16 protein-coding genes and 1 tRNA gene are annotated in these 19,221 nt (G+C 68.3%); 7 read left to right on the forward strand and 10 right to left on the reverse strand.

Annotation, left to right across the window (positions count from 1 at the left end; genetic code table 11):
• Nucleotides 1-2: 2 nt before the first annotated feature.
• Nucleotides 3-578: an elongation factor P gene (locus AC3XQU_RS17645; protein WP_171081079.1), complete on the forward strand. Its 576-nt coding sequence runs from the start codon at nt 3-5 to the stop codon at nt 576-578.
• Nucleotides 579-698: 120 nt separating this feature from the next.
• Nucleotides 699-2,294, forward strand: coding sequence for an amidase (locus AC3XQU_RS17650; RefSeq protein WP_489875466.1), 1,596 nt, complete (start codon nt 699-701; stop codon nt 2,292-2,294).
• Nucleotides 2,295-2,303: 9 nt separating this feature from the next.
• Here the strand turns inward: AC3XQU_RS17650 and AC3XQU_RS17655 are convergent, their stop codons facing one another.
• The 9 genes from AC3XQU_RS17655 to AC3XQU_RS17695 all read right to left on the reverse strand — a co-directional run bounded on the left by AC3XQU_RS17655 (nt 2,304) and on the right by AC3XQU_RS17695 (nt 12,606).
• On the reverse strand, nt 2,304-2,813 hold the full coding sequence (locus AC3XQU_RS17655; RefSeq protein ID WP_489875467.1) for a TssQ family T6SS-associated lipoprotein: 510 nt from the start codon (nt 2,811-2,813) through the stop codon (nt 2,304-2,306).
• A 14-nt stretch (nt 2,814-2,827) separates the two neighbouring features.
• Entirely contained in the window at nt 2,828-3,979 is a 1,152-nt protein-coding gene (locus AC3XQU_RS17660) for a serine/threonine-protein kinase (RefSeq protein ID WP_489875468.1), read from the reverse strand.
• A gap of 180 nt (nt 3,980-4,159) precedes the next feature.
• A complete protein-coding gene (gene dbpA / locus AC3XQU_RS17665) occupies nt 4,160-5,569 on the reverse strand; it encodes an ATP-dependent RNA helicase DbpA (RefSeq protein ID WP_489875469.1) in 1,410 nt (469 codons plus the stop codon).
• 40 nt (nt 5,570-5,609) lie between these two features.
• Nucleotides 5,610-5,852, reverse strand: coding sequence for a hypothetical protein (locus AC3XQU_RS17670; protein ID WP_489875470.1), 243 nt, complete (start codon nt 5,850-5,852; stop codon nt 5,610-5,612).
• A 71-nt stretch (nt 5,853-5,923) separates the two neighbouring features.
• Nucleotides 5,924-6,000 (reverse strand) — tRNA-Met (locus AC3XQU_RS17675).
• Between the two features lie 143 nt (nt 6,001-6,143).
• Nucleotides 6,144-7,286 (reverse strand): methyltransferase, encoded by a 1,143-nt coding sequence (locus AC3XQU_RS17680; RefSeq protein WP_489875471.1) that lies wholly within the window; start codon nt 7,284-7,286, stop codon nt 6,144-6,146.
• Between the two features lie 10 nt (nt 7,287-7,296).
• Entirely contained in the window at nt 7,297-7,506 is a 210-nt protein-coding gene (locus AC3XQU_RS17685; protein ID WP_489875472.1) for a hypothetical protein, read from the reverse strand.
• Between the two features lie 61 nt (nt 7,507-7,567).
• A complete protein-coding gene (locus AC3XQU_RS17690) occupies nt 7,568-11,356 on the reverse strand; it encodes an AAA family ATPase (protein WP_489875473.1) in 3,789 nt (1,262 codons plus the stop codon).
• On the reverse strand, nt 11,353-12,606 hold the full coding sequence (locus tag AC3XQU_RS17695) for an exonuclease SbcCD subunit D C-terminal domain-containing protein (protein ID WP_489875474.1): 1,254 nt from the start codon (nt 12,604-12,606) through the stop codon (nt 11,353-11,355). Before AC3XQU_RS17695 ends, AC3XQU_RS17690 begins: the two co-directional genes overlap by 4 nt.
• A 124-nt stretch (nt 12,607-12,730) precedes the next feature.
• Here AC3XQU_RS17695 and AC3XQU_RS17700 point away from each other — a divergent pair, with 124 nt between their 5' ends.
• Nucleotides 12,731-13,951 carry a winged helix-turn-helix domain-containing protein gene (locus AC3XQU_RS17700; RefSeq protein ID WP_489875475.1) on the forward strand — a complete coding sequence of 407 codons (1,221 nt, stop codon included), beginning with the start codon at nt 12,731-12,733 and terminating at the stop codon, nt 13,949-13,951.
• A 115-nt stretch (nt 13,952-14,066) separates the two neighbouring features.
• Here AC3XQU_RS17700 and AC3XQU_RS17705 read toward each other — a convergent pair whose 3' ends face one another.
• Nucleotides 14,067-14,771 (reverse strand): hypothetical protein, encoded by a 705-nt coding sequence (locus AC3XQU_RS17705; RefSeq protein WP_489875476.1) that lies wholly within the window; start codon nt 14,769-14,771, stop codon nt 14,067-14,069.
• A gap of 253 nt (nt 14,772-15,024) precedes the next feature.
• Between AC3XQU_RS17705 and AC3XQU_RS17710 the strand changes: the two genes are divergently transcribed.
• From AC3XQU_RS17710 to crcB, 4 genes are all read left to right on the forward strand, one after another.
• Nucleotides 15,025-15,597 (forward strand): hypothetical protein, encoded by a 573-nt coding sequence (locus AC3XQU_RS17710; protein ID WP_489875477.1) that lies wholly within the window; start codon nt 15,025-15,027, stop codon nt 15,595-15,597.
• 66 nt (nt 15,598-15,663) lie between these two features.
• Nucleotides 15,664-18,300 carry a DUF349 domain-containing protein gene (locus AC3XQU_RS17715; protein ID WP_489875478.1) on the forward strand — a complete coding sequence of 879 codons (2,637 nt, stop codon included), beginning with the start codon at nt 15,664-15,666 and terminating at the stop codon, nt 18,298-18,300.
• On the forward strand, nt 18,297-18,779 hold the full coding sequence (moaE, locus tag AC3XQU_RS17720) for a molybdopterin synthase catalytic subunit MoaE (RefSeq protein WP_489875479.1): 483 nt from the start codon (nt 18,297-18,299) through the stop codon (nt 18,777-18,779). Before AC3XQU_RS17715 ends, moaE begins: the two co-directional genes overlap by 4 nt.
• Nucleotides 18,776-19,150, forward strand: a complete 375-nt coding sequence (gene crcB / locus AC3XQU_RS17725; RefSeq protein ID WP_489875480.1) for a fluoride efflux transporter CrcB — start codon at nt 18,776-18,778, stop codon at nt 19,148-19,150. The genes moaE and crcB overlap by 4 nt, the downstream gene beginning before the upstream one ends.
• Nucleotides 19,151-19,221: the final 71 nt, after the last annotated feature.

Raw genomic sequence — 19,221 nt, forward strand, 5'->3', positions numbered from 1 at the left:
CTATGAAACCCGCTAAAGAAATTCGTGTTGGCAACATCATTATGGTCGAGGACAAGCCGTTCATCGTGCTGCGTTCGGACGTGAACGGTTCGAGCCGCACGGGCTTCACCTACAAGTGGAAGATGAAGAATCTCCTGACCAACGCTCCGCTGGAAAACGTGTTCCGCGGCGACGACAAGTTCGACGTGGTCGTGCTGGACAAGAAGCCGGTGACCTACTCGTACTTCGCCGATCCGCTGTACGTCTTCATGGACGCCGACTACGAACAGTTCGAAATCGAAGAAGAGAACCTGGGCGACGCGCTGCACTACCTGAAAGACGGTATGGAATGCGAAGCCGTGTTCTATGACGGCAAGGCCATCTCGGTCGAACTGCCGACCACCATCGCACGCCAGGTCATCTACTCGGAGCCGGCAGTCAAGGGCAACACTTCGGGCAACGTCCTGAAGGAAGCCAAGATCGAGAACGCCATCGAAGCCCACCAGCACATCGTCATGGTGCCGCTGTTCGTGAGCCAGGACGACGTCATCGAGATCGACACCCGCACCAACGAATACAAGCGCGTCGTCCGCAACTAAGCGAACGGCCTTGTAGAAAAAAACGCTGCTTTTCAAGCAGCGTTTTTTTTCGCCCCTGCGCCGCGTTCCTGGCCGCATTGCGCTGCTATTCTATTGCTTTCGATAACAACAGGAGACGCGATGGACCGCAGGGATTTCGTACGACTGGGGATGGCGGCCGGAGTAGCGGGCGGCGCGGGAATGGCAGGCGGCGTGCAGGCGAAGACGGGCAGCATGGATGCCATCCTCGAGCTCGGGGTGCGCGAGCAGCAGGCCGCCATGGCATCGGGCAAGCTGAGCTCGAAAACGCTGGTGTCGCGCTACCTCGCCCGTATTGCCGCGCTCGACAAGGCCGGACCGCGCCTGAACGCGGTCATCGAAACCAACCCGGACGCGCTGAAGATTGCCGCCGACCTCGACCGCGAACGCGTGGCCGGCAAGCTGCGCGGACCCCTGCACGGCATTCCCGTCCTGTTGAAAGACAATATCGCAACGGGCGACCGCATGAGCACCAGCGCCGGTTCGCTCGCGCTCGACGGCGTGCGCGCCACCAAGGATGCGCATATTGTTGCGCTGCTGCGCCAGGCGGGCGCCGTCATCATCGGCAAGACCAATCTGTCCGAGTGGGCCAACATGCGCTCGACCAAGTCGGTCAGCGGCTGGAGCGCCCGCGGCGGCCAGACCCGCAACCCGTACGCGCTCGACCGCAATACCAGCGGCTCGAGTTCCGGTTCCGGCGCGGCGGCGGCCGCCAGCCTGGCGACCCTGACGGTCGGCACCGAGACCGACGGCTCGATCGTCTCGCCTGCTTCCTCCTGCGGCATCGTGGGCTTCAAGCCCACCCTCGGCCTGCTCAGCCGCAGCGGCATCATCCCGATTGCGCATTCGCAGGATACGGCCGGCCCGATGACGCGTAGCGTGAGCGATGCGGCGCTGATGCTGGCGGCGATGGCGGGCCTGGATGCGGCCGACCCGGCGACCCTGGACGGCAAGGGCCGCAGCGCCGACTACGCGGCCGCGCTGCGACCCGACGGCCTGAAGGGCAAGCGCATCGGCGTGGCCCGCAATTTCTTCGGCAGCAACGACGCCGTCGACGCCATCATCGAGAAGGAACTGGACGTGCTGCGCGCCCAGGGCGCGGTGCTGGTGGATGTGAAGCTGCCCAATACCGACAAGTATGGCGACAGCGAACTGGAGGTGCTGCTCTACGAATTCAAGCCGGGCCTGGCGGCCTGGCTGGCAAACTACGCGCCGCACGCACCGGTGAAGAACATGGCGGACGTGATTGCCTTCAACGAAAAGCATGCCGGGCGTGAAATGCCGCATTTCAAGCAGGAGCACCTGCTTGCCTCGCAGGCCAAGCCGGGACTGGACGCGCGCGCATACCGCGAGGCGCTGGCCAACGACCTGCGCTATGCGCGCGACGAAGGCATCGACCAGGTCATGAAGGAGCACCGGCTCGATGCGCTGGTGGCGCCCACCGGCGGACCGGCCTGGCTCACCGACTACATCAACGGCGACCATTACGGCGGCAGCTTCTCGACGCCGGCGGCGGTGGCGGGCTATCCGCATATCACGGTGCCGGCCGGGTTCACGCGCGGCTTGCCGGTCGGGATCAGTTTTGTCGGCGGCGCCTGGAGCGAAGCGGCGCTGGTCGGCATGGCCTATGCCTACGAACAGGCTTCCCAGCGCCGCCGCGCGCCGACCTTCCCGGCGAGTATCAACCCCAGGCTGTAGCCAGGGGCCTCAGCGGCCGGCGCCCTGTTTCGCCTTGGCGAACACCGGCCCCCACAGCGGGTGGCCATGCTCGCCGGGCGCGAGGTCGAAGGACGGATCGATGCGCAAGGCACGCTCGAAGGCCTGGCGACAGGGCGCCGGGCGGGAGGTGACGCAATAGCTGAAGGCCGTGTATTTCAGGGCGCTGACGCGGTTGCGCACCGAGCCGCCGTTCATGTCGCCCGAGTTCAGGCGCTTGATGGCGGCGTTGTATTCGCCGTCGTGGTACAGGGCGATGCCTTCGCGCAGCGCATTGTCGTCGCGGTCCGGCCCCGGCTTTTCCGCGCGCGGCGCCGGACGCTCGGGACGCTCGTTGCGGTCGGCGCGGTCGGGACGGTCGCTGCGCGCGCGCGAGCGTTCTTCCACGCGCGGATGGGAGCGGCTGGAATCGCGTCCGCCCAACAGCGCATTCAGGTCGGCGCAGCCGCCCAGGGCCAGCAGGGCCAGCAGTGCGCAGGCGCGCAGGCATCTCGTGTGCATTCGGGCGAAGGCAGTCACTCGCTACTCTCCTCGGTAAAGTTCAGTTCGATGACGGAGGCGCCGCCCTTGACCGCGTTCACCGTAACGATGCGCTCGGGGAAGCTCGGGTTGAAGATGCGGATGGTGTGCTGGCCCGGCGGCAGGGTGAGGCGCTTGAGCGGCGGGCTCACGCCGACGTTCGCGCCGTTGACATCGATCGCGCCCCAGGGCTTGATGAGGAGCTTGTAGGTGGCGCCGGCGCCGGCGGCCGCCTGCGACTGGGGCGCAACCGGGGCCGCAACCGGGCCGGGAGCGGGCGGCGTGGCGGGCACGGCCGGCTGGGCCTGTCCAGGCGCCAGCGCCAGCGCAGGCGCAGCATCGGGCAGGGTAGCCGATGCCGCCTCGGCGGGCGCCGGTTGCGGCGCCGGTGCTGCAGCCGGGGCCGGCTGGGCTGGCGCTTCCTCGGCCGGCAAGGCCAGGGTGACGGTATCGCGCGAATCGGCCTGGTGCAGCAGGGCCAGCAGGGCGCCCAGCGCGCCCAGCAGCACGGCGGCCGCGGCCGCCAGCATCAGCCAGCGCTGCAGGCGTCCGCGTTCGGCTGCCGGGGGCCGGTCTTTGAGGAAGGCCGGTTCGGGCTCGGCTGGCGCTGCAGTGGCTGCTGCGGCGGCAGGCGTGGCCTCGGCCGATGCTGCCTGGAAGGCTTCGAAGGACTGGGCCGGCACGGCGGGGCCGAGCGGGACGATGCCCAGCAGGTTGCGTAATTGTTCGATGTTCTGGGGACGGGCTTGCTCATCCGGCGACAGGCAGCGGTCGACGGCTGCCAGGAAGCTGGCGCTGTAGTCGCCCGGCGCGCGGCCCAGCAGGGGCGCCGCGGGCGGGCTCTCGCGGGTGATGGCGTAGTGGACGACGGCGGCCAGATCGTGCATGTCGCCCGCTTCGCTCCAGGGTGCGCCGCTTTCGGGCGCAGGCAGCAGCATCGGGTCGCCGGAGTCGAGGATCAGGACGGTGTCGGGACTGATGGGGCGATGCGGCATCTGCATCGCGTACTGCAGTTCGACCGATTGCAGGATCTGGCGAAACACGCGCCGGCACCAGACCTCGCCCACGAGTTCGTGGTTGAACTCGACGACTTCGCGGACGGTGCGCCCGTCGGTTTGCTGTTGTTTGGTTACTGGTGTGCTCGTCATCATGGCATGGGACCGTGCCGTGACGCGGAAGGAATCTGTGTCCTGGCTCGGTATTTGTATTTTGACAAATCATGCCAGATTTGACCCGCACGGGTGGCGCTGCTGAGCCAACCGTGCGGAGCTGTTACAACTCTGTTACAACTCAGCCGTTCCGAGCGGCCGGGCGGTGCGAGGAAAGGCTTATACCTCGAGGAAGCGCATCTTGAAGTAGCGGCCCTTGATGCCGCCGAACTCCGGGCTCGGCGCTTTGCTATCGTTCAATTTCGCAACGGCCGCATGGGCGGCATGGCGGTCGAGCGCGACGTAGCTGTTGAACTCGGTAACGTTGATCTTGCCGACCTGTTCCTTGGTGAGACCCGCGTCGCCGGTGAGGGCGCCGAGGATGTCGCCCGGGCGCAGCTTGGCTTTCTTGCCGCCCGCAATGCACAGCGTGACCATCGGCGCCGGCGCCGCGGCTTCCTGGTGCTCGCCCAGGTCCTCGAGTTTGTGCCAGTCGACCTTGATGTCCTGGTATTCCTCGACCAGGCGCACCCATTTCTTTTCGTTCGGCGCCGCCAGGGTCAGCGCCAGGCCGGTCTCGCCGGCCCGTCCGGTGCGGCCGATGCGGTGCACGTGCACTTCCGGGTCTTTCGAGACGTCGGCATTGATCACGACGTCGAGGTTGGCGATGTCCAGGCCGCGCGCGGCGACGTCGGTTGCCACCAGCACCGAGCAGCTGCGGTTGGCGAACAGCACCAGGATCTCGTCGCGCTCCTGCTGTTCCAGCTCGCCGTACAGCGCCAGCGCCGAAAAGCCCTGGGCGCGCAGGGTCTCGGCCAGCTCGCGGCAATGGATCTTGGTATTGCAGAAGGCGAGGGTGGAAACCGGCTGGTAATGCTTGAGCAGCTTGGCGACCGCTTCGTCGCGGCCCTCGAAGCCCACTTCGAAGAAGCGCTGCTCGATCTGGGTCGCGCTGTGCTGGCTTTCGACGGCCACTTCGAGCGGCTCGTTCAGGAATTTCGCGGTGGCGTAGCGGATGTCGTCCGGGTAGGTGGCCGAGAACAGCAGGGTCTGGCGGCGTTCGGGACAGGCGCTGACGATGCCGGCGATCTCGTCGTAGAAACCCATGTCGGTCATGCGGTCGGCTTCGTCCAGCACCAGGGTCTGCACCTTGGACAGGTCGAGGGTGGCGCGGCCCAGGTGGTCGCGGATGCGGCCCGGCGTGCCGACCACGATGTGGGCACCGTGTTCGAGCGAGGCGATCTGCGGGCGCATGGCCACGCCACCGGTCAGGGTCAGGATCTTGACGTTGCCCACGCCGCGCGCCAGCCGGCGCAACTCATTGGCGACCTGGTCGGCCAGCTCGCGCGTGGGGCACATCACCAGGCCCTGGATCGCGAACCAGGCGGGATTGAGCTTGTGCAGCAGGCCGATGCCGAAGGCCGCGGTCTTGCCGCTGCCGGTCTTGGCCTGGGCGATCAGGTCGCGCCCTTCGAGCACCGAGGGCAGGCAGGCGGCCTGGATCGGCGTCATCTCCTTGTAGCCGAGGGTAACGAGGTTGTCGAGGAAGCGCGGCGCGAGCGGCAGCGAAGTAAACGATTGGGTATGCATGGTAGTCCGAGGAGTGGCCAAAGGGAGACCGATGTGCGGACTACCGGGGCGCCGGCGCCCATACCGGCAAGCCGGTCAGGTCTAGGTTGTCGTCACGGCGCCAGGCAGGCAGGCCGGAGGTGTCGGTTTCTTCCAGCAGGCCGAGCAGATCCAGTTGTTCCTGCTTCAGGGAGACGCGGCGGGCCCTGGGCGTGGCGCGCTGCGGTTCGACAACGGGTGCAGGCGGGTCGACCGGCTCGAAGCCGGGCAAATCGATCGTCGCGTTGTCTTTCTTGTCTCTCATCGGCTCGTGCTGCTTTTTGCTGCCGCAGAAAACAAAAGCCCGGCTGCAGGAGTCGGGCTTTTGTACGATATTGGTTGCGGGGACAGGATTTGAACCTGTGACCTTCGGGTTATGAGCCCGACGAGCTGCCAGACTGCTCCACCCCGCGGAACAGATTATAGCGGGGTTTGGGCTCGGGCGCAAACTTCGATATTTCCGGGCTCCGCAGCGCATGGGGAATGCGGGCGCGCTGCGAGGCAACATGACAATCCGGCGGCAGGGCAGCTTACCGCCGGATGTCGCGGCAGATGGCTACGCGCCCGCGCGCAAACGCCACAGCGAGGTGACTTCGCGCGAGCGCGCCGCATGCAGCGGATCGTCCGCGTCGCTCGCTTTCGCATGGGTCGGGCGCACGTCGTGGCGCGCCGCGACGTCCAATCCGGCCTCGGCTATCCAGCCGAGCAACTGCTCGCGCGAGCGCAGGCCGAGGTGCTCGGCCAGGTCCGACAGGACCAGCCAGCCTTCGCCGTCCGGTTCCAGGTGCCCCGCGAGGCCGCCGAGGAAGCCCTTGAGCATGCGGCTGTCGGGATCGTAGATTGCGTACTCGATGGCGGAACTCGGTTTGCCGGGCAGCCAGGGAGGATTGCAGACCACCAGCGGAGCCCTGCCTTGCGGGAACAGATCGGCCTCGATGACGTCGACCTGGCTTGATAAGCCCAGGCGCGCGATGTTCTCGCGCGCGCAGCCGAGCGCCCGTGCATCCATGTCGGTGGCCACCACGCGCTGCAGGCCGCGGCGGGCCAGCACGGCCGACAGCACGCCGGTGCCGGCGCCGATGTCGAAGGCGAGTTTCGCGCCGGGCGGCAGCGGGGCCTGGGCCACCAGCTCGACGTACTCGCCGCGCACCGGCGAGAACACGCCGTACCAGGGGTGGATGCTGGCGTCCAGCGCCGGGATCCGCACGCCCTTGCGGCGCCATTCGTGGGCGCCGATCAGGCCCAGCAATTCGCGCAGCGACGCGACATAGGGCTCGTCGGCAGGGCCGTAGGCTTCGTGGCAGGCATCTTGCACATCCGGTGCACGGCGCAGCAGGATCGTGTGGCCGGCCTCGAAAGGAATCAGGAGCATGGCCAGGGTGCGGGCGCGCTGCAGCTGCTGCAGGCGGTGGCGGTGGAACAGTTCTGTCGGCGTAGGCGCAGCCTTGCCCGGCCTGGGGCGTTTCGCGCGCTCGCTCTTGTGGTCGATCCGGCGCACCAGGGCGTTCAGCAACTGGCGCGCATTCTGGAAGTCGCCGCGCCAGAGCAGGGCGGTGCCGTCAAGGGCCAGGCGGTAGGCGGTATCGGCGCTCATGGTGTCATCGGCGACGACCACCTTGTTCGGCGCCGGCCAGCCGCTTTCGGAGCGCCAGCGCGCCACGTGCTCGGCGCCGCCTTCAAGCCATGTGATCTGGTTCATCGATGCGCCATCAATGGTGGTGGTGCCAGTTGCCGTCGACGGACTCGATATAGGACTGCACCGCGTCCGGATTGCCGGTGGCGTGGCGCTTGACTTCGCCGCAGGCGCAGATGCCCTGGTAAGGCTGGATATGCGAGCAGGCCGAGACCTTTTGCAGGAAGACCTTGACGGGTTTGGTGCACTTGGCGCACTTGAAGGTCAGGATACGTGCTGGCTTCATATTTGTTCGATGTATAGTTTCAGGAAGAGCGGCATTCTACACCCGCCTGCCGGCGGGCCATTCATGCCACCACGACCGCGCTGCTGCCACCACCGGCCGGACGCACCAGCACCTTGGTGGCGATGCGCTCGGTCATTTCCTGCACGTGCGAGATCACGCCGACCTTGCGGCCCAGCGATTGCAGCGCGTCCAGCGCATCCATGGCCACGCCCAGGGTTTCGGTATCCAGGCTGCCGAAGCCTTCGTCGATGAACAGCGATTCGACGCGCACCCGGTTCGAGGACAGCGAGGCCAGGCCGAGCGCCAGGGCCAGCGACACCAGGAAGGATTCGCCGCCGGACAGGGAATTGACCGAGCGCACCTCGCCGCCCATGTCCTGGTCGCGCACCATCAGCGCCAGAGACGGCGCGCCGGCGTGGGTGACGCGTTCCAGGCGGTAGCGGCGCGCCAGCTGGCCGAGGTGGGCGTTGGCATAGCCGAGCAGCACGTCGAGCGTGAATTGCTGGGCGTAGTTGCGGAATTTCTTGCCGTCGCTGGACCCGATCAGCTCGGCCAGCTTGCCCCAGCGCTGCTCCTGGGCCTGCTGGCGCTCGATCTCGTCGAGCATGGCTTGCGCCTGGATGCGGCGGGCGTCGTCCTGCACCGACTTCATGCGCAATTCGGTTGCCAGGTCGTGGGCGGCGCGGCGCTCGGCCGTGAGCGCCTCGACGGCGGCGGCCACCGTGGCGGCCGACAGGCCGCTTTCGGGCTGGCCCTCGCCATGCAGCGCGCGCTGGGCGCGGCGCTCGGCCAGCACGGCGGTGGCGCTGCCGACCTGGGCGTCGAGGGCGCCCAGCGCGGCGCGTTCCTGCGCCAGCCAGGCGCCGCCCACCAGCAGCAGCTTGCCCAGTTCCGCAGCGTCTTCGACTGGCGCCAGCCCGAGGGTGAAGTGGTTGCGGCGGTAGTCGTCCAGCCAGTCGGCCAGGGCCGCCGCGGCGCGCACGCCGGCACTGTCGAGCGCGGCGATCTGCTCGCCCAGCTGGGCCAGGGCGGTGCGGGCGCTGGCCTCGCGCTGGGAGGTTTCGTTGGCGATCGCCTGGCGCGCGGCCTGGTGGTTGCGCGCGGCAGCGAGGGCGGCGCCCAGTTCGCGCTCGACCTCGGCTACCGGCCGGCCTTCCCACAAGGCGAGGCGCTGCGCGCGTTTGTCCTTCAGCTCGGTGTCGATGCGGGTGAATTCGGCGGCAACCCCGGCGCCGTGGCGGTCGGCCTGGGCGATGCGCTCCAGCGCGCCGGCAGCTTCGGCCTCGAGGGTCGCGGCCGCCGCGGCGCTGCGGGTATGCTGCGCGGTCTGCTCCTGCCACTGCGCGGCTTCCTGGGCGCGGGCGTCGCGCCAGGCGGCCGGGCTGCGCCGCCATGCGGTTTGCCAGCCGTCGCTGCAGGCGCCGCACAGCACCGGGTCGAGTTCCGCCAGCGCGGATGCGAGCTGGGCAGCGAGAGCTTCTTGCTGGACGGACATGGCGCGCAGTTCGGTCTGCAGGCGGACGCCGGCTTCGCGCGCGCCGTCGGCTGCCTGGCGCAGGCGGGCATGCTCCTGCTGGGCCTGGTCGTACGCGGCCTGGGCGGCATCGCGGGCCTGGGCCGCGCGGCGCAGGCCGGCTGCGCGCGCATCGAGTGCAGCGATGGCGCTGCGCAGGGCATCGCGCGCCTCGCCGAACCAGGCCTTGTAGGGCTCGGTGGACAGCTCAAGCCTGGACGGGTCGATCGGCGGGGCTTCGGCCGCCAGCGGGTGGGCCGTCCATTCGGCTTCGAGTTCGCCCACCAGCTTGCCCAGGGACGCACGTTCCCGTTCGAGCCCGCCAAGGCGCTCGGTGGCGGCAGCCAGCGTGGCCGCCTGCGCAGCCTGCACGGCTTCGTTCTCGCGCACCAGCTTGCGGCATTCGACGACTTCAGTGTGCAGGCTGGCCAGCATGGTGCGCAGCAGGTCTTCGCGGCCGTCGTCGCGATAAGGGTGCTCGTGCGATCCGCAGACCGGGCAGGGCGTGTCGTCGTCCAGCGTGGCGCGCAGTTCTTCCATGCTGGCGGCGCAGGCCAGCTCGGCGGCGCCCAGCGATTTCTCGGCCTGCTGCATCGCCGCCAGCAAGGACGGCGCCGCCAGGCGCGCCTCGTCGAGCAGGCGGCTGGCGCCGGCGCGCGCGGTGTCGACGCGGTCGAGCTCGCCAGTTGCCTGGAGCAGCTCCTGGCGCGTCGTCACCAGGGCGGACCAGGCCTGTTCGCCGCTGCCCAGGCGTTCGCGCCGGGCTTCGAGCGCCTGGCGCTCGTCGTCCAGCGCCTGCGGATCGTTCGATTCGAGCGCCGCCATGGCATCGCGGCGCGCGGCGTCGAGCGTGCCGAGGCGGCCGGTGGCATCGGCCAGGGCGAGGGTGGCGCTTTGCTCGTGCCGGGCGGCTTCCTCGGCCTGGCGGCTGGCGCCCAGCAGGGCGTTTGCCGCGGCAGCTTCGGCGGACATGGCATGCGCGGCCTGCGCCAGCAGCTTGTCCCAGCGCGGCCATTGCGAGGCCATCGGCTCCAGGCGGGCATGGGCGGCCAGCCATGCCGCGGCGGTGTCGCGCCCCTTGCGCGCGTTGTCGAATTCCGCCGATTTGGCGCCGTGCACCGCGCGTGCCTGGCGCGCCTCGTTGCGCGCGGCGTCGAGCGCGGCGGCGGCCTGCCCGTGCGAAGGCGCCAGTGCCGAGATGGCGGCGTCGAGCGCCTTGGCGCCGTCGAGTTGCGGCGCCGCGGCGCGCAGCGCGCTGTCGGCAGCGTCGACCCCGGCCAGGGCGGCGTCGACGTCGAGCACGGCCTGGCGCCTTGCTTCCTGTGCGGCGACGAGGTCCGTTTCGAGCTTGCTGCTGGACTCCACCGCCAGCTTGCGCTCGCCTTCGAGGCGGACCACGTCGGCCAGCAGCGGCCGCGCCGGCTGCACTGCGTCGAGCGTGGCCAGGCGCCGGCGCCGGTCGGCGGCCTCGACCTGCGCCGCCTGCGCCAGCGCCAGCGCTTGCGCGGCCTGAACCTCGCCGCGCTCGAGTTTTTCGGCTTCCTGGTGCCAGCGCAACTCGTGCTCGAGCGCCGAGCGGCGCGCGTCGACCGCTTCCAGGGCCAGCTCGGCATTGACGCGGTCGGCGTCGAGCTTGCTGCGCTCGTCAAGCGGCAGTGGCGCCTGGTTGGCCAGTTGCGCGGCCAGCATGCGGGTGCGCTCCTGCTCGGCGCGGTAGCGCTCGAATGCGCGCCTGGAGATGTCGCTGTAGATCGTGGTACCGGTGAGGGTTTCCAGCAGTTCGCCGCGCTCGTTCTCGTCGGTCTTGAGGAAAGCCGAGAACTCGTTTTGCGCCAGCAGCACGGCGCGCGTGAACTGCTCGAAGGACAGGCCGATGCGCGCCACGATCTCGGCCGCGACCTCGGTCTTGGTGCCGCCCAGCGGATCGAGCTCGGGCAGGCGGTGCAGGGTCATCTTGGACGGCTGCAGCGCGCCGCCCGGCTTTCCGTAGGCGCGGCGCACGCTCCAGCGCGCACGGTAGCGGATGTCGTCGTTGCCGGCGAAATCGACTTCGGCCCAGCCTTCGGCGGCGCCGCGGCGCAGCAGGGTACGCGGGTCGAGCGCCGAGATGGTGTCGCCGCCGACGTCGGGCAACTGGCTGCCGGCGCGCTTGAGCAGGCGCGGCGTGGCGTCGTACAGGGCCAGGCACAGCGCGTCGAGCAGGGTGCTTTTTCCTGCGCCGGTGGGGCCGCTGATGGCAAACAGGCCGGCGGAGGCGAGTGGCTCGGTTTCGAAATCGACCTGGAATTCGCCGGCCAGCGAAGCGAGGTTCTTGCCGCTGATGCGCAGGATCCTCATGCCGCGTCTCCGCCCAGGGAGCGCGTGAGCTCGGCGAAGGCGGCGAGCTGGTCCGGCGGGGCTTCGTCGCCGAAGCGCTGGGCCCACAGGCGGCGGAAGATGTCGTCGGGCTGGAGCTGGCCCAGCTGGTCGAGCGTGAGCGCCTCGGACGCGTTGTCGGGCGTGGCGTGGCGGCGGGTCGGTTCGATCTTGGCCAGGCGCACCGGTTTGCCGGCCAGCGCCGCCTCGACCCGCGAACGCAGGCCCGGCTCGGGCCCGTCGAGCAGCACGCGCACCTCCAGGAAGGGCTGGGCATGCTGGGGCGCGTCTACCAGGTCGAGCGCTTCGAGTGCGGCCAGGACTTCGTCGAGCGGGGCCGGCTTGGGCGGTACGCGCAGCAATTGCACCGCGCGCGGGACGTAGAGCGGGGTGACGGACGCCACCGAAGGGCCCTCGAGGTCGATGCGCAGCACCTGGTGCTGGTAGCCCACTTCGGAGAAGGACAGCGGCAGCGGGCTGCCGCAATAGCGCCGGTGCTCGTGGCCGCCGACGCGCTGGGCCAGGTGCAGGTGGCCCAGCGCCACATAGGCGACGGCCGGGTCGAACATGGTGGCCGGCAAGGCTTCGGTGCCGCCGATGACGATGCGGCGCTCGGAGTCTTGCGAGGACTGGCCGTCGACCATGTGGCAATGGCCCATGGCGATGATGGCTTCGCCCTGTGTGCAGCGCGACCGGGCCAGCGCGAATGCCTGGCGGTAGAGCAGGGCGGTGCCGTTCAGGTAGGGGTCGAGCGCCAGCGTGTCGTCTTCTGTCACCGCGCGCGGCACGTCGCCGGGACGCAGGAAGGGAATCGCCAGGCACCAGGCGCGCACGCTGCCGTCGCGGCCGCGCAGCGGCACTAGCAGGCGCTCGAGGTCGATGCCGCCATCGGGCGTGCGGCCGACGTTGCCGACCACGATGGTGCCGTGGGCTTCGAGCAGCGGGGTGGGGGCCTCCAGCCGGCCCGGCGAATCGTGGTTGCCGGCGATGACGACCACCTGCAGATGCGGCACCCTGGCCTTGGCCTGCTGCAGGAAACGGTAGAGCTGGCGGTGTGCAGCCGCCGACGGATTGGCGTTGTCGAAGATGTCGCCGGCGACCAGCAGCACGTCGATGTCCTCCGCCGCGAGGGTGTCCACGAGCCAGTCGAGGAAGCACCCATGCTCGTGGGTCCGGTCGAAATTGTGCAGGGTCTGGCCAAGGTGCCAGTCGGAGGTGTGCAGCAGCCGCATGGTTAAAATGGAAAGTTCGGGGTTGGCGCCTACTATATCGCAGACTGCTCGCCCGACCCAACAAATACTGTGTATTTTTACAGTAGTATTGTATCGTCATGAGAAAACGCAAATGGGCGCAAGCATGCCGACACCGGATATCGAACTGACCCCTGGCGCCGCACGCGCCCTGCACCTGGCGGCCCAGGACATGCTCGCCCCGCGCCGCCGGCGCGCCGCCAAGGCCGACGTGCTGGCGGCGATCCGGCGCATGGGCATGCTGCAGATCGATACCATCAGCGTGGTCGCGCGCAGCCCCTACCTGGTGCTGTGGAGCCGGCTCGGCGACTACCAGCCGGCCTGGCTGGACGAATTGCTGGCCGAGGGCAGCCTGTTCGAATACTGGGCGCACGAAGCCTGCTTCCTGCCGATCGAGGACTATGGCCTGTACCGCCACCGCATGCTCGATCCGGAAGCGATGGGCTGGAAATATTCGGCCACCTGGATGCGCGAGCGCGCGCTCGATGTCGCGGCGCTGCTGGCACATGTGCGCGCCAACGGGCCGGTGCGCTCCTCGGATTTCGAGCGCAGCGGCGGCAAGGGCGGCGGCTGGTGGGAGTGGAAGCCGGAAAAGCGCACGCTCGAGGTGCTGTTCACGGCCGGCGAGCTGATGATTGCGCGGCGCCACAACTTCCAGCGCATCTACGACCTGGCCGAGCGGGTGCATCCGCAGTGGCACGACGGCCGCATGCCGGCATTGGGCGAGGTGCGGCGCGCTTTCGTGCTGCAGGCGGTGCGCGCGCTCGGGGTGGCCAAGGCGGCCTGGATTCCCGATTACCACCGCACCCGGCGCCCGCATCCGGATCCGGCGGCGCTGGCCGCCGAAGGGCTGCTGCTGCGCGCCCGGGTCGCGGGGTGGGACGAGCCGGTCTACATCCACCCCGAGCACGCGGCCCTGGCCGGGCAGGCGGCGGCCGGCAAGCTGGCGCCCAGTCTCACGACCCTGCTGTCGCCTTTCGACCCCATCGTCTGGGACCGCCGCCGCGCGCTCGAGCTGTTCGGCTTCGACTACCGCCTCGAATGCTATACGCCGGCGCACAAGCGCACCTACGGTTATTTCACGCTGCCCATCCTGCGGCGCGGCGCGCTCATCGGCAGGGTCGACGCCAAGGCCCACCGCAAGCTTGGGGAATTCGAGTTGCGCAGCATCGTGCTCGAGCCGGGCGTGCGGATCAGCGACCGGCTGGTGGGCGATGTCGCGGCCGCGATACAAGCTTGTGCGCGCTGGCACAGCTGTCCGGATGTGCGTCTCACCCATGCTGTGCCGGAAGAATTTGGCGAACGGCTCATGGCCGCATCTTCGTAGCCGAAACTGACCCCGCCGGCGTGCGTGCGAAGTCGGCAATGTCTTTTCGCCCAGTAATGGACCACGTAGAGCGGCGAACACATGCTTGTGTTTATGGAAATAACTGAATCACAGCCTACTTAACCGATGTCATCTTCCCCAGGAAATTCCAGTCCTCTGATCCGGCTTGCCACCAGAGGCGCATGTTTTGGCAGTCTTTGTCAGGGATAAATATTTTAAAACCCAGATTGTCTTGGCGTTCGACGACGATTCCTTCGCATCCATCGTGCTTGGTCCTGCCGATTTCTCGAAAGGCATTGAAAATGTCACCATTGGGATAGGTTTCGATCCACACCCCCTCTTTCACCTGGTTCCAGTGACGCTCTCCGGCAAACTCCCCGTGGGGGTAATGGAAGATGAACTTGATGGGACGTCCCAGCGATTCGCTGCTCGCGATCGTCCCTTCCTTGCTTGGATTGAGATCGTCCGGCAGCGCACGTTTATCCAGGTCTTTCCCTACGGGCACCGGACCCTGGCATGAGGCATTAGAAAACTGCATTTCTGCTTCACTGGCGCCAAGGGTGACCGGCTTGAGGAAGACCACCATTGCGAAAACCGCTATGGCACCCCCGGATTTTATTCTGGAAGAAGCGCCTGGATCGAGCGTGATGTGTAAAACGCCCGGTATCTGGCTTGCCACCAAGGCAGCCATGAGTCCAAGCGCGATTAGAAAATACCAGCCCTGGGTGCGGGTCGGGCAAGGCACGAACGAGATCAGCGTGATAATCGCGCCGACACCTACGAGCCCCACCAGAAACAAGGTACGTTCGTCTTTCTTCATCGCGGGCCCCTGTTGTCGTATCGCGTAAGGACGATCGTATTTGGACAACACGGTTACCAAAAAGTCTCCAAAGTCCACCGGTTCGGGCTTGCGCCACCTCAAACCCGCGAAGGGACATGTCTCTACACTACGAGATCCCACAGGCCAGCGACAAGAACAACAACTGCGCGCCTGCCACTAACAAAAGCTTCCCCAGCCAAGTCAATGCGGCCCGACCGGGCCCCATGCTGGCGGCGGCATTCTGAGAGGAGACATGATGCTCACGTCAACCTATACGCTGGTCGCGCTGTCCATCGAGCAGGCCAGCGCCCGCATGGCCCTGCAGTCGTTGCTGGAGCACTGGCGCCCGGCCGCGGCGCGGCACGCCGCTCCTACGGCGCGCCAGTTCGAGCTGGCCTGCGATGCCTTGCGCGTAGCGTTCGACAATTGCTATTGGCGCAAGCTCGACAAGTTCGTAGTGCCGGCGCTGCGCCGCGCCGGTGTCGCCCAGGAATTGCTGGCCGAACTCGACGCGCTGACCATGGACGCCATCGAAGCCCGCGCCGACGCCCATGCGGCGGCCGCCGTGCATGACAAGAGTTTCGGCGCTGCGCTGGAGCGTTGCTGCAAGCTGCTGCTCGAGCGGCTCGACCGCGAAGAGCGCGAGCTGTTCCCGGTGGCGCGCACCCATATCCCGAGCGAGTCCTGGTTCGCGATCGCCAACCAGATGCTGGCCCATGACGCCTGGCAGCATGAGAATCGCACGCCGGCGCCGGGCAGCGCACTGCCCCAGCATTCCAAGAGGCAAAACGCTTCCGTGGAAGCCGCACGCTTCGTCACGCATTGAGCTGCGGCGGACGGGCGCCGCCTTGGTTCTTTGCTATGATGGGGGTTTTGGAAGTGCGATTTCATCATGTTCGAATTCCTATTCAAACGGCAAGGTGGCGACAAGCCCGGAGCCGGCGCTGCCGCTGAGGGAACGCCCGGGCAGGCGCCCCAGCCGGCGCAGCCCGGCCCGCCGGGCGCGGCGGCCGGCGCACCGACGCCGCGCGAACGGCAGGCCGAGCAGCTCAAGCATCTGGACGGCGACGAAGAAGCGGCCGTCGCCTTCATCCTGTCTTCCGAATTTTCCGAACTGCGCCTGAGCGCGGCCGAGCTGGTCCACAGCCGGCCCCAGCTCGAGCGCGTCCACACGGCCATGCGCAACCTCGACCGGCGCGTGGCCAAGATGATGCAGTCGCGCCTGGACGCCATCCGCCACCACGAATCCGAGCTGCGCCGCGCGCAGGAAGCGATCACCCAGGCGCGCACGCTGCTCAGCGACGAGCTGCTGACCCCGAACCATGTGGCCGAGCTCGACCGCAAATGGGCGGTGATCGTCGCCCCCGAACTGAAGGCCGAATTCGATGGCGTGCGCGCCGAGCTGGGCAAGCGCCTGGAAGCCCAGGTGCAGTTGCAACGCGCCATGATCGACCGCCTTGCCGCCCTGCGCAAGCTGGACGCAAGCGCCCTGGATGCCGCGGCCTTCGGCGAGCGCCTGGAAGCATTGGCGCGCGAGCAGGCCGAGGCGCTGGTCGCTCCGGGCCACGCGGCGCTGCCGCGCGCGCTGGTGGCCGATTTCGCCACCGAGCATGCGCGCCTGGGCGCCAGCCTGGCCACGCTCGAGCAAGACCAGGCGGCACTGGCCGCGCGCGAAGCCGCGCTGCAGCAGTGGCAGGCCCAGCCTGTAGCCGAGCTGAAAGCGGATGCGCTGCGCCGGGAATGGCAGCGCCTGCCGTCCTTGCCCTCCAGCCCCCAGGGCGCTGAACTGCAGCGCCGTTTCGACGAGCTGGTGGGGAGCCTGCCGCAGGAAGTGCGCCGACCAAAAGAGCCGGCGCCGGTTGCCGGAGGCGCCCCTGCGGGACCGAAGCCAGCGCAAAAGCCGCAGAACAATGGCGCCGACCAGGATTTCCTCGACCGGCTCGACGCCATGGAAGCGGCCTTGCAGCAAGGTTCCTTGGGCACAGCCGCGGAACTCGACAAGTCGCTCAAGGACAGCAAGGACAAGGGCGTACGCCTGACGCCTGCCCAGGCCGACCGCCTGGCCCACGTGCGCGCCGATCTCAAGCGCCTGTCGGACTGGGCGCGCTGGGGCGGCAATGTCTCGCGCGAAGAACTGGTCAAGGCGGTGGAGACGCTGGCCACGCAAAGCCTGGCCATGAGCGAGCTGGCCAAGAAGGTCGGCAGCATGCGCGAACGCTGGAAGGCGCTCGACAGCCTGTCCGGCCCGGCGCCGCGCTCGCTGTGGGAGCGCTTCGATGCCGCCTGCACCGCTGCCTACGCCCCGGCCGCGGCCCACTTCCGCCACCTGGCCGACGAGCGCCATGCGAATGCCGCGCGCGGCCAAGCGCTGGTTGACGAAGCGCAAGGCGAGATCGCCAGGCTCGAATCGGGCGAGGCCGACTGGAAGCATGTCTCCGGCACGGTGCAGCGCCTGCGCACCGCCTGGAGCCACCTGGGCCCGGTCGACCGCAAGGAAAAGAAACGGCTCGACGGTTTGTTCTCAAGCGCCTTGAACACCCTGCAGCGCCCCCTGGAACAGCAGCGCAAGGGCGAGATGGAAGTACGCGAGCAATTGATTGAAGAAGCGCTTGCGCTCGATCCGCACGATCGCCACGCGGTCGACCGGCTGCGCGACCTGCAGCACCGCTGGCAGGAACATGCGCGTGCGCTGCCGCTCGAACGCAAGGCCGAACAGGCGCTGTGGCAACGCTTCCGCGCCGCCTGCGACGCCCTGTTTGCCGGCCGCAAGGAGCATGCCCATTCGCTCGATTCCGAACGCCGCGCCCACGAAGCCGCCAAGGAAGCCCTGTGCGCCCGCCTGGAAGCGGCCGCGCCCGACGTCACTCCCGGCAGTGCCGGCAAGCTGCTGCGCGAGGCAGCCGCCGAGTGGCAGGCAATCGGCCCGGTGCCGCGCGCCCACGAAGCGCGCATCGACAAGCGCTACCACGCAGCCGTGGCGGCGGTGCAGCACCATGCCGACGTGGCGCGCCGCGCCGCCGGCCAGGCGCTGGCCGGCGCCGTGCGCGACAAGCTGCGCCTGATCCAGGCGCTCGAATCTGCGCTGGTCAATCCGGACGCCCATACCAATCCGCAAGACTGGCGCGCGCGCTGGGATGTGCTGCTGCCGCTCGAGGGCGGCTACGAAGCCGTGCTGCGCACGCGTTTCGATACCGCCCTTGCCGCGCTCGAGGGCGACCGCGCGGGCTATGTGCGCCAGCTGGAATCGAACCGCGAGCGTCTGCTGCACGAGCTGTTGCGGCTCGAGATCGGGGCCGGCATCGACAGCGGCGCCGAGTTCGCCCGCGAGCGCCTCAAGCTGCAGGTCGAGGTGCTGCAAAGCTCGCTCAAGTCGGGCCATAAGCCTGGCCCTAAAGCGGGGCAACAGCACGCAGGGAGCGGCCCGGCCGCCGAATTGCGCGCGCTGCTCGCACTGCCGGCGCTGGCCGACGCCCGTACCGAAACCCGGATCGAGCACCTCCTGATGCGCCACGCCAAGGACGGCCGATGAGCAAAGTGCAGGCGTCGCCGGTCACCGAGATCCGGGTGCAGCAGGCGGACTTCGACCTCTCGCGCGAGGTTACACGCCTGCGCGAAGGCGATGGGCGGGTCGGCGCCGTGGTGAGTTTCGTCGGCACCGTGCGCGACCTGAATGAAGGCGCCTCCGTCTCCGAAATGGAGCTCGAACACTATCCCGGCATGACGGAGCGCGCGCTGGAAGACATCGTCGCCCAGGCACGCGCGCGCTGGGAACTGTTCGGCGTGCTGGTGATCCATCGCATCGGCCCGCTGGCGCCGCTCGACCAGATCGTGCTGGTCGCATGCGCATCGCGCCACCGCGGCGAAGCCTTCGCGGCCTGCGAATTCATCATGGATTACCTCAAGACCGACGCCCCCTTCTGGAAAAAAGAGCAGACCCCGGAAGGCGCGCGCTGGGTCGACGCCCGCAGCAGCGACGACTCGGCCAAGGCCAAGTGGCTCAACCCTTGAGCTGGCTGGCGGTCGGTGTGGGCGCGGCCATCGGCGCCTGGCTGCGCTGGGGACTGGGCATCTGGCTCGGCAGCCTGCATGCCCATGTCCAGGCCGGCACGCTGGCGGCCAATCTCATCGGCGGCTACCTGGTCGGCCTGGCACTGGGCTTCTTCACGGCGCATCCGCACTTGCCGCCCGAATGGCGGCTGTTCGCGATCACGGGTTTCCTCGGTGGCCTGACGACCTTTTCCACCTTCTCGGGCGAATCCGTGGTGCTGCTCCAGCGCGGCGAGTATGGCTGGGCGCTGGCGCACACGGTGCTGCACCTGCTGGGGTCGATCCTGTTCTGTGTCGCGGGCTTTGCAACCTGGCGCGCCCTGCGCGCCTGAAGGGCTGCTCCGCGTCAAGGTTCGCTGGGCCGGGTGTGGCAGAGTTGCGGCTGGACAATTAATTGGAGCCA

Source organism: Telluria sp. AZSoR62 (assembly GCF_058111565.1).

Excerpts from the sequence above, each read along its gene's own strand:
- AC3XQU_RS17645 (WP_171081079.1), top strand. The coding sequence starts at position 3 with ATGAAACCCGCTAAAGAAATTCGTGTTGGCAACATCATTATGGTCGAG.
- AC3XQU_RS17650 (WP_489875466.1), top strand. The coding sequence starts at position 699 with ATGGACCGCAGGGATTTCGTACGACTGGGGATGGCGGCCGGAGTAGCG.
- AC3XQU_RS17655 (WP_489875467.1), bottom strand. The coding sequence starts at position 2,813 with ATGCACACGAGATGCCTGCGCGCCTGCGCACTGCTGGCCCTGCTGGCC.
- AC3XQU_RS17660 (WP_489875468.1), bottom strand. The coding sequence starts at position 3,979 with ATGACGAGCACACCAGTAACCAAACAACAGCAAACCGACGGGCGCACC.
- dbpA (WP_489875469.1), bottom strand. The coding sequence starts at position 5,569 with ATGCATACCCAATCGTTTACTTCGCTGCCGCTCGCGCCGCGCTTCCTC.
- AC3XQU_RS17670 (WP_489875470.1), bottom strand. The coding sequence starts at position 5,852 with ATGAGAGACAAGAAAGACAACGCGACGATCGATTTGCCCGGCTTCGAG.
- AC3XQU_RS17680 (WP_489875471.1), bottom strand. The coding sequence starts at position 7,286 with ATGAACCAGATCACATGGCTTGAAGGCGGCGCCGAGCACGTGGCGCGC.
- AC3XQU_RS17685 (WP_489875472.1), bottom strand. The coding sequence starts at position 7,506 with ATGAAGCCAGCACGTATCCTGACCTTCAAGTGCGCCAAGTGCACCAAA.
- AC3XQU_RS17690 (WP_489875473.1), bottom strand. The coding sequence starts at position 11,356 with ATGAGGATCCTGCGCATCAGCGGCAAGAACCTCGCTTCGCTGGCCGGC.
- AC3XQU_RS17695 (WP_489875474.1), bottom strand. The coding sequence starts at position 12,606 with ATGCGGCTGCTGCACACCTCCGACTGGCACCTTGGCCAGACCCTGCAC.
- AC3XQU_RS17700 (WP_489875475.1), top strand. The coding sequence starts at position 12,731 with ATGCCGACACCGGATATCGAACTGACCCCTGGCGCCGCACGCGCCCTG.
- AC3XQU_RS17705 (WP_489875476.1), bottom strand. The coding sequence starts at position 14,771 with ATGAAGAAAGACGAACGTACCTTGTTTCTGGTGGGGCTCGTAGGTGTC.
- AC3XQU_RS17710 (WP_489875477.1), top strand. The coding sequence starts at position 15,025 with ATGATGCTCACGTCAACCTATACGCTGGTCGCGCTGTCCATCGAGCAG.
- AC3XQU_RS17715 (WP_489875478.1), top strand. The coding sequence starts at position 15,664 with ATGTTCGAATTCCTATTCAAACGGCAAGGTGGCGACAAGCCCGGAGCC.
- moaE (WP_489875479.1), top strand. The coding sequence starts at position 18,297 with ATGAGCAAAGTGCAGGCGTCGCCGGTCACCGAGATCCGGGTGCAGCAG.